Annotated in this window: 7 protein-coding genes; all 7 read right to left on the bottom strand. The window is 46.0% G+C overall.

The features are described from left to right. Positions 1–2,292, bottom strand: a 2,292-nt coding sequence (locus AC1DWN_RS20040) for a cache domain-containing sensor histidine kinase (protein WP_477560671.1), incomplete at its 3' end; no start/stop codon positions are given. Positions 2,293–2,384: 92 nt separating this feature from the next. Then, positions 2,385–3,743, bottom strand: a complete 1,359-nt coding sequence (locus tag AC1DWN_RS20035) for a response regulator transcription factor (RefSeq protein WP_477560670.1) — start codon at positions 3,741–3,743, stop codon at positions 2,385–2,387. A 1-nt stretch (position 3,744) separates the two neighbouring features. Further along, complete coding sequence (locus AC1DWN_RS20030) at positions 3,745–5,358, bottom strand: ABC transporter substrate-binding protein (protein ID WP_477560669.1); 1,614 nt, start codon at positions 5,356–5,358, stop codon at positions 3,745–3,747. 316 nt (positions 5,359–5,674) lie between these two features. Then, positions 5,675–6,628, bottom strand: a complete 954-nt coding sequence (locus AC1DWN_RS20025) for a glycoside hydrolase family 43 protein (RefSeq protein WP_477560668.1) — start codon at positions 6,626–6,628, stop codon at positions 5,675–5,677. A 25-nt stretch (positions 6,629–6,653) separates the two neighbouring features. Then, positions 6,654–8,258, bottom strand: coding sequence for an extracellular solute-binding protein (locus AC1DWN_RS20020; RefSeq protein WP_477560667.1), 1,605 nt, complete (start codon positions 8,256–8,258; stop codon positions 6,654–6,656). 54 nt (positions 8,259–8,312) lie between these two features. Then, positions 8,313–9,191, bottom strand: coding sequence for a carbohydrate ABC transporter permease (locus tag AC1DWN_RS20015; protein WP_477560666.1), 879 nt, complete (start codon positions 9,189–9,191; stop codon positions 8,313–8,315). 12 nt (positions 9,192–9,203) lie between these two features. Next, positions 9,204–9,610 (bottom strand): ABC transporter permease subunit (locus AC1DWN_RS20010; RefSeq protein ID WP_477560665.1); only part of this gene is annotated, 407 nt, incomplete at its 5' end.

The following is a 9,610-nucleotide window of genomic DNA, read 5'->3' as shown; positions in this document are numbered from 1 at the left end:
GTAACGGGTATATTCAATTTCCGTTTCTAAGGACACGCCTTGCTCAGGACCCGAACTGATCGAATAACGAAACAAGCTGGCAAGTGAACCGATCATCTTGCTCACCATACTGCCATTATTGCGCTGCGCCTCCATATTGATCGATTCCAAAGTATTGTATAGAAAATGCGGATTGATCTGCTGTTGCAGCATGCTCATCTCCGCCTGCGTCTTGAGCGCGTTCAATTCCTTCTCCCGCAATTTGCTGCGGAAATCTTCCTGCACGAGCTGATTGATTTTCTCGACCATCCGATTAAAATGATGGGCAAGCAGACTCACTTCGTCTCTTGTCTTGCCTTTCGTAGCGAATTCGATATTGTTTTCGTCTACCTGATCCATCGCATTCTGCAGCTCCCCAATCGGACGAACTAGCCAATGGGACAAAATCAAGCCAATCATAAAGCATAACAATGCGACCGATGCTACGACCCATAACAACTCTCCGTTCCTGTTATGCAAGGAATCCAGCGGAAATTGAACGGTCATTTTCCAATTGAGCCCTGGAATCTTCTCCTCTAAAACAAGCGAATTGCTCGCAGCGTTCGATGTACGGTTAACAGCTTCACTAAACATGTCGCGGTCTTCATAGCCGTCTCTCATGTACATGGGATTTCCCTGTTCATCCACGATTTGAAACGAGAGATTTCCCTGCACCACGACCGATTGAAAAGAATCTGGTTTCAATACCAGCTGCAAATAACCAACAATTTCTCCCTGCCCGTCCGGATCGATACGGTATACCCGCTTAATTAATTGAATCGCAAGATGATTAAAGATATCCGGCGTCGCCGGAAGCCAAGAGATTTCCGAAACCCCCTCGGATTCATAAGTTTGCGGGTCTAGATAAAAAAGTGAAAGATTGTTGGAAAATAACGTGGAGTATTTTGCGTTTCCGTTTGTATCATACAGGACGAAATAGGCGATGTCCTTGGATTCAGGGTAAATCGTTGTCGCAATATTGCTTTGAAAGGATGATACTGTTGAAGGGAGGTTGCTTGTCGGAGAAGATAGATACCCGTTCAGCAGGTCGTTCACAGAAAGTGAATTGGCGGCTCCCTCGTATACTTCAGCTTGCTTGGAAACCGTCCAGCTCATCTGCTTGGATACGGCCTCTACCGTCCCTTTCCACTCTTGCTTCGCATACTGATTTTGYATCATGGAGAACAAAACGACCATGCATAGCAGCGGCGCCAATACCGTCAATAGGAACAGGACGAGCAGCTTCGTCCTGACAGAAGTCGTCGTAAGTAGCTTTCCCGCCGCCTTAGTCCTCGGAAATGCTTCGAGCGGCAGCAGCCCCCCTTGGTTACGAATAAACCTGGTCAGCTTGAGCAGCGGCGACAATATACTATTGGCCAGCGATAGAGAAAGGATGAAATTTCCAATCAACAGCAGGAAGAACAGGACTCCCATAACCATCATCGTATGGCTGAAATCGGCCCCCCAGCCTGTCATCGTATCCGTCAATACGAGAACGACGCCGTATGGGGACAATTGTTTAATATAATGAATCTGCCCCCCTTCCCCCGCTTGTCGAGCCCACGACGCTCTCTCTTCCTGCGAAGGGTTTCGACCGGTCAAGTCCAACGACAGCGATCCCGTGCCCCAAGTTCCAATCCCGCTATCCGTATAGATAGATAAGCGATATCCAACAAGATCGCTTTCATATAGAAGTTGCTGCGGAAAATCGTCGTTCAGAACAAGTAAGCCGAGCGTATAATCATTCACGCCGTTACTAATAATCCATTTCCCTTCCAGCCCTCGAACGAAAGCGCTTACGCGTTGCAATTGTTGATCGCTTACATAACTCCACTTTTGACGTATGACCTTCTGCAGTTCTCCCTCTTGAATATAGATTGGAATGCCCGTTCCCTTTACGGCGAGCGCCTCCATAACACCCGTTCCATTCAAATCCTCGATCCAAGGCAGCACGCTTACATTCTGAGCCTCTCCATCGAAATATTGGACGTAATCCCACTGTTTAGAATCCGCACCCAGAATGTATACGGCTTGAAGAAGATCAGCGTTAATTTGCAACCGGTTTATTTTCTCGTTCTGCTCCCTCAGCGCCTTCTCCGCCTCTGCCGTCGTACCAAGGCTTAGAAATCTTGACGAGAAGGAAGTAAACTCCCGCGTCTTCAAATGAGCGGCATATGTGTCCACCTGCTTAAACGCCGATAGCGCGTTGTATTCCAGTTGACTGATCATGTAGTTCTTTTTGAAATTTTCAGACGACGCTCTAGTATTGCTCAAATTGRCATACCCGTATATGCCAAAAATTATTTGCGCGGACAATAGCAAAAGCAGCGCGCTGAGGACAATCCTATTCCGATGGGCCATGCCGTTCACGCTCGGTCCGCCTCACCCTCGATGAAGTTCACCGTTGCATGCTTGTTGCGATATTCCAACGGTGTAACATAGTTATATCTTTTGAAGATGATCGAAAAATGCTGTGCATTATGATAACCGACCCGTTCGGAAACTTCATATATTTTTAAGCTTGGATCTTTGAGCAGACGGGTCGCCTCTTCCATTCGGCAGGCCGTCAAATACTGCAAATAATTTTCTCCCGTCACTTCCTTGAACAAATAACTCAAGTACGCACTATTAACATGCACACGTTGGGCAATTTGCTTAAGCGAGATCGGTTGCCGGAAATACTCCCGAACATAGCCTTTTGCTGCTTCTACAATTCGCCTGCTTGTCTCAGAATCGCCTGGAAGTCCGGATTGGGCACCAACAACCGCTTCCTTGACAGCGGATTCATCCTCTTCCCTACCCGAATCTCCTTCGAATGAATAATGAACGATTTCTTCATCTCCATTCGTCCGCCTTAGCGCAATATCCGCTTGTTCGCGGGAGATCCAAATATCCGCAAGACGTGAAACCGATTCGCCTAGCGCAATCGACATCGTCGTTTTAAATAGACCCCGAAAGCGATATAGATGTTCTCTGATCGATGCAAGATGTTCCGCTAGTTTCTCGTTCTCGCCCTGTCCGAGAATATAACATCTGCCTGAATCCGCCTCTACAAAGTGACTTCCATGCCCTTCTCCTTCCCAAATTTCAGTCAAAGCGTTATCAAGAGCGAATAATATCAATTCCCAATCTTTAATGGAATAATCTATCCGCTTCTTGTCATCGAGACCGATTGCAGCAACTATGTAAGCTTCCCCATCGCTCCGAATTTTCGCATTCGTACAGCCTTCCTCCATTTCTTCTTCCGATAATGGCATGTACAGCAGCTTATTCAAAAAATGATTGCGCATCAATATCGATGCAAGCTGCGACTTACGGCGCAGCATATGTTCTTCCTCCGCCTCTCGCCGTTCATCGTTCAACATAGCCACAAGCGGTAGAAACGCACGCGTCAGTTCCTCTGTCGTAGAAGGCTTCAGCAAATAATCGGCGACACCGTTCCGCAAGGAAGTGCGAACCAGATCGAAATCGCTGTAGCCGGTCAAAATGACGATTTTCGTGAAGGGATAGGCCTTCCTCACCTTCTCCGCCAATTCCAAACCGCCCATGAACGGCATCCGGATATCCGCCAGCAACAAATCCGCAGGTTCATCTTCGAATTTCCTCAATACTTCCAGCCCATTCTCATAAGATCCTGCAAGTGCTATGCCGAGCGCGCTCCAGTCAAATCGGCTTAGTCCTTCTCTAATATTGGGCTCATCGTCAACAATGACCAGTTTATACATCCTAATTACGCCCCTCCGAATGCAAGAGCACCTTCCAGCCACTCGTATCAATGTTGTTCGTCTGGATGATGCGGTCTGCAGCTTTGCTTTGGATTTCGTCGATCGCCGCGAAGTATGTCTCATCGGTCAGCGTTCCATTGATCCAAGCAGTCGTATACTGATTCCATTGATCGTAGCTTTCTGTATCGAGACCGGTCGGCCAATTATAACTCGGTGTGATGGGAAACGGACGGGAAAACCATTCTTCAAGCAATGCCGGCACGGGCACTCCATCAACAGCCCCAATTGAAGTTTGATCTTCTTGAATGAGCAATGTTAAATTTTCCGGCGCCGTTAAAAACTGAAGGAACCGGACGGCCGCCTCCTCCGTGCCGTGTTTTTCAACGGAAGGCCGTATGATGCTTAACGTAACGGTCGGTTCAGGCTGATAAGGCCCGCTCTTCGTATATTTAGGAGCCGAAACGTATTTCGATTCTTCTACTGACAAGGGAATGGGCGGAAACATCCCGAATTCGAACGTTCGTTCCGAATTCGCATTTTCCGTACCGAGCGACCATGTTCCATCCTCGAACATCGCCACTTTGCCTTCCACCCAAGGCTTGGAGAAATCGGTGAACGCCCAGTTCGGCGGCGAAACATCGAAAAACTTTTTGAAGTTCATATATAGTTCTTTAGCGTAATCATTATGAACGGGCGACAGCAGCCCCTCTTTGACGCTACGGATCAATTCAGCGTTGCTGTAAGAGCTGTTCATATCAATCTTGAGTTTGCTTGCCACGTTTTTCTCGAAGTAATAGGGTCCCAGATTAAAGCTGAACGCCCAACTGTAAATTTGCTTTTGCGCCGTCCAGGGGCGAAGCCCGATGTAACCTTTGTCATTCAAATGCTCCGCCGTTCGGATAAATTCCAAATAGGAAGCGGGAATATCGATCCCTTGTTCTGAGAAAATTTCCTTATTGTAAAAAATAGCCGTTGCCGACCCTGAGTAAAGGGTGATCGGAATACCCGTGACGGACATCTTCCCGTTTACAGCCGAGGAAAACCAGTCTTTCTCCCATAAATAATCCGGAAATTGCTCCTTCCACCTCCGATAGTTGCTTACAAATGGATTAGGCTGTTCAAGATATCGATCCAATGGCAAATACCACCCATCTTCGGCGATATGATTTAAGCTCATGCCAATGTCCGGTGCATCACCGGAAGAAAAATGGACGGTATAATAATTAGCTAGTGCAGCCAGATCCTTCTTGTTCATGCCTCGAACCCATTCGATTGTAACGTTCGGATACAGCTTCGCAAACCTGTCGGCTATGACTTGTCCGGCCACCCTTTTCTCAGGATTTTCCTTCGTCCTAGCCGCGTTAATCGTTGGCGTATATAACCACAAGTCTACCTTCAGCGTTACCGGCTCTCCGTCGTTAAGTTGATCCTGCTTCACGAATGTATTCGTCACTGCCGAGCTGTCATTGACTGTATCCGCATTTCTCTCATTCGTTCTCAAGGCTTTAATTTCATTCCCAACCTTTTCGGGGTCAGCCCTCAAACATCCGGTAAAAGTTAGTACGATTAGAATAAAAAGAACAAATCGCAAGCAAAGTTTAGCAAATGATACCAAGCTGACTCAGCCCCACTTTCCTCGTACTTCTGTAAACCCTATTTTAGTTTGATTGCATCCTGTATACAACAAGGAATTCTCTAGTTTTCATTTGTTTTTTTTAGAATTTTTAGTCCATGCCACCACAAATGCAAGTACGCTTACCATGGATCATTAGAATAAAAAGCAGAGGCACCAAAAGTGAAAGTGATCTACAGATCGCCTTCCTATTGGACTAAACTACCAGGAATAAACAAGTTAGAGATTGTGAACGGCTAATTCAGCTCAATAACAAAAAGCCGCTCCTCCTATTGAGGAACGGCCTTCATTCATATATTCATTTTCGAAACGTATTCAAATCCCAGCGATCCGCCCACTTGATTTCTATCCCATCGTCCATAAAAGTAATAGGAAGCCATACATATCTAGAATCCGCAAGCTCCTCCGGTCGCCATCGATCAGCCATAAAAATAAAGCTATTCTCCAATCCCTGGACAGGAAACACATACGTGCTTTGCGCATAGAACGTCTTCCGGGCATTCGGTCCGCTTAACGGATTATCCCTGAGCTCCCACCGTCCCATCATCTGATTCGACTCGGCAACGAGAGCGGCATTGGGATACCACCCCGTACAACCCGAGGATAACAAGTAATACTTCCCCGCATGTTTAAACACCGCCGGCGCTTCCCGGGACTGGTCGATGAACGCTTTCGTAAACTCGCCATTCAAATCTGTGTAATCATCCGTTAACCTCGATATGATCAGGGTTTTGTTCCAGTCAGACGAATGAATGACATACGCCGTTCCATCATCGTCTTTAAATAATGTCATATCCCGGCTATCCACGTCGTTAGRACGCTTGCTTCCCACGTATACAAATGGTCCCGCTGGATTATCGCTTACGGCTACACCGGTTTTAGCCATCGTATAGTCCTCATTATCGACATGAATCCACATGACATATTGGCCGGTCCGATCATTCTTCAGAACCTTCGGACGCTCCGCCACTTTAGACGGGTGAAGGTCGTGACTCGGATCATCGGAAACCGCAGGCAACACGATGCCTTCGAATGCCCAGTTGTATAAATCGCTTGAAGAGTAGCAGGATATGCCAATTATGTCTACGCGCTGAATACCGATCCGACCTAAACAGTTCGGGCCGTCTTTATTCTCTCCATACCAGTAATACATACCGTTATCGAATAATATACTGCCGCCATGCGCCTGAATAGGCTTTCCATTCGTATCCAGCCACAATTCGCCTGGCTGAAAATCCTTATACTTTGTCATTCCAACAACCTCGATTCTTGCGGATTTAGCGACCTTCCGCTTGTGCTTGCTTATTCGTTACTTCAATCACTTTCGTACCGCCTTTAGACAACCACTCTTCCTTAAAGGAAGCGAAATCCGCAGAAACGTCCTTGGATTCTACAATTATCTTTACGAATTTTTCATTTACCAAATCATTCAGCTGGCTTGAAATACTCGGATCCAGTTCCTCTGGATTAATGTTTAAGTAGGCTAACGGATTCGGAACGGCGAAGTCGCCTGTCGATTTTGCCATTGCGACAATATCCTCTTTATTCGGCGTACTGTCGGCGAGGAAGTCCGAATTCCATGAAACCAATGCTTTTAATGAAAAGGCTTTGTCTTTGCCCTTTTCTTCAGCCGTCATGATAGGTGTGATTTTATCTCCGTCTTTGCTGTAGTGGACCCCTTCAATGCCATTTATCATAAGCTGCTGCCCTTCACTCGAGAGCAGGTAGTCCAACAGCTCCAATGCCTTTTTCTTTTTCTCATCCGAGATATTGGCATTCACGGACGTTGCCGCCCAGAAGTTATTGAAGCCATCCATCCGCTGAGCGCCTGTTTTCCCTACCAAGGTGCCTACCCATGTGAAAATCGACTTCGGATCGGCATCGGGATTTGCCTGCTTGAACTTATCATAAAAATCATTATAGAAGGTCGCATTTGCGTTATGAATCATGATTCCGACTTTGCCCGTTATGAATTTCTCGATTTTCTGATCGTCTGTATTCAACATAAACTCAGGATCAAGAATTTTTTCCTTGTAAAGCTGGTTTAGAAAAGCAAGCCCGTCTCTCGTTTCATCGGAAATCACTTCCGGCGCCCATTGCCCATCTTTCTTCTCCCACCTATCAGTGCTCATGTCGAAAGCGTTGAACAGCGGATATTGCCACCAAATCCCTCCAGCGCTGGAGGAATAACCGTACGTATCCTTCTTGTTATTGCCGTCCGGATCACCAACGGCAAACGCCTTAGCAACCGCATAGAACTCATCGATCGTCTTTGGCATTTCTAGATTTAGCTTATCCAACCAATCCTTGCGAATCAGAATATTGTGCCCGCTCACCGCCATCTTGCCACTTCCGGATTCATTGAATATAGGGAGCGAATAATGCTTGTTGTCGGTCGTTTTTGCTAAATGTTCAAAGTTGGCCAGCGACGCTTTCATATTCGGATACTGCTCCGAATAATCAGAAAGCGGAAGTAGCATGCTCTCTTTAATCCACTGACGGTATTGAACCGGACGGTCAACGCCGTAGGAAACAAATACATCGGGCATCTCCCCGGAGGCAATCATCACGTTCAGCTTCTCTTCCCAGTCATTCCACGAAGCCGTAATCGGCTTCAAGCGGATGTTGAGCTTTTCCTGCAAATGCTTATAGATTTGAGAATCCTGAGAGTCCGCCCCCTCGAACATCCAACTAAATACGGATAATTCAACAGGCTTTGCATTTTCAACGACTGGTTTAGAACTAGGGCTTGCTGCGCTTGCAGGTGGAGCAGACTCACCCGCTTTGCTTTCCCCATTATTATTTCCACATCCTGTAATAACCCCAACTAATAACAACACAATTGCAAGGAATAAACTGAGACCTTTATTTCTAATCGACATGTTGTTCACTACTCCCCTTTAATGAATAATTAATACATTCTAGTGATTTGACTGTCAACTCTTAATTGATCCAATCATCACCCCTTTCACAAAGTGCTTCTGAATGAAAGGATATACAATGATGATGGGAATAACGGAAACCATCACAATCGCATTCTTAATGGTGTCTCCCAGCATGAATTCTTTGCTTACGAAGCTGCCGCTGCGGGTCAATTCCATATTGTTATTAATCAGAACATCCCTTAACACCATCGCTAACGGCCATAGCCCCTTATCGTTAAGAAATAACATCGGAACGTACCAGTTGTTCCATTGCCCAACCGCGATAAATAATGCGATAGTTGCCAGAGCCGGAACCGATAAGGGGATTATGATCTGGAAGAACACTCTCATATAACCAGCCCCATCGATTTTTGCTGATTCCTCCAGATCAATTGGGATGTTTTGAAAGAATGTTTTGAGCACGATCAAGTTATAAGTGCTTAACGCTGCCGGAATGATCATAACGGCCAAACTGTTTACCATCCCAAGGCTCTTGATTAGCAAGTAATAAGGAATTAGCCCACCGCCAAAAAACATCGTGAATATGATAAAGAGAAAGATAGTGGTTCTACCCGGAAGATCTTGCTTCGTCAACGGATATGCCGCTATAGCCGTAATAAAAAGCTGGTATAACGTACCAATAACCGTAACGAATACGGAAACCGCAACCGACATAAGAATCGTATTTTTCGAAAATACGTATTCGTATGCTTCAAAGGAAATTTTTCGCGGAAGGATATTAAAGCTCGTTTTTACTGCTTCTTCATATGGCAGTACGGATCCCACAAGTACATGCCAGAACGGGTAAAGCATAATACAAGCCATGAAAACTAAGAAAATGATGTTCAGTATGTCAAATATTTTGCCGGAAACACTCGTAGATCTCACCATTATTCAATCACCTCAATAAATGCCATGTCCGTTCATTTTTTTGGCCGCGCTGTTTACCGCGATAAGAAGAACAAAATTGATTACGTTTAGGAATAACCCGATTGCGGTTGCCACGCTATACTGCCCTTGCGTCAGCCCGATCCGGTAAACGTAGGTATCGATAACATCGCCGCTTTCATAAACCATCGGGTTGTACATATTAAACACTTGGTCGAAACCACCGCTCATCATACTGCCAAAATTCAATATTAACAAAATCGATATGATCGGTAGCAAGCTTGGCAGCGTAATGTGAACAATCTGTTTCCAGCGGTTAGCACCATCGATCACGGATGCCTCATACAGATCCGGATTGACGCCGGACAATGCCGCCAGAAAAATGATCGTTCCCCAACCGACTTCCTTCCAAATTCCTGAAA

The sequence above is a fragment of the Paenibacillus sp. P4_A7 genome (assembly GCF_056402455.1).
This window is presented reverse-complemented; position numbering and strand designations above follow the sequence as displayed.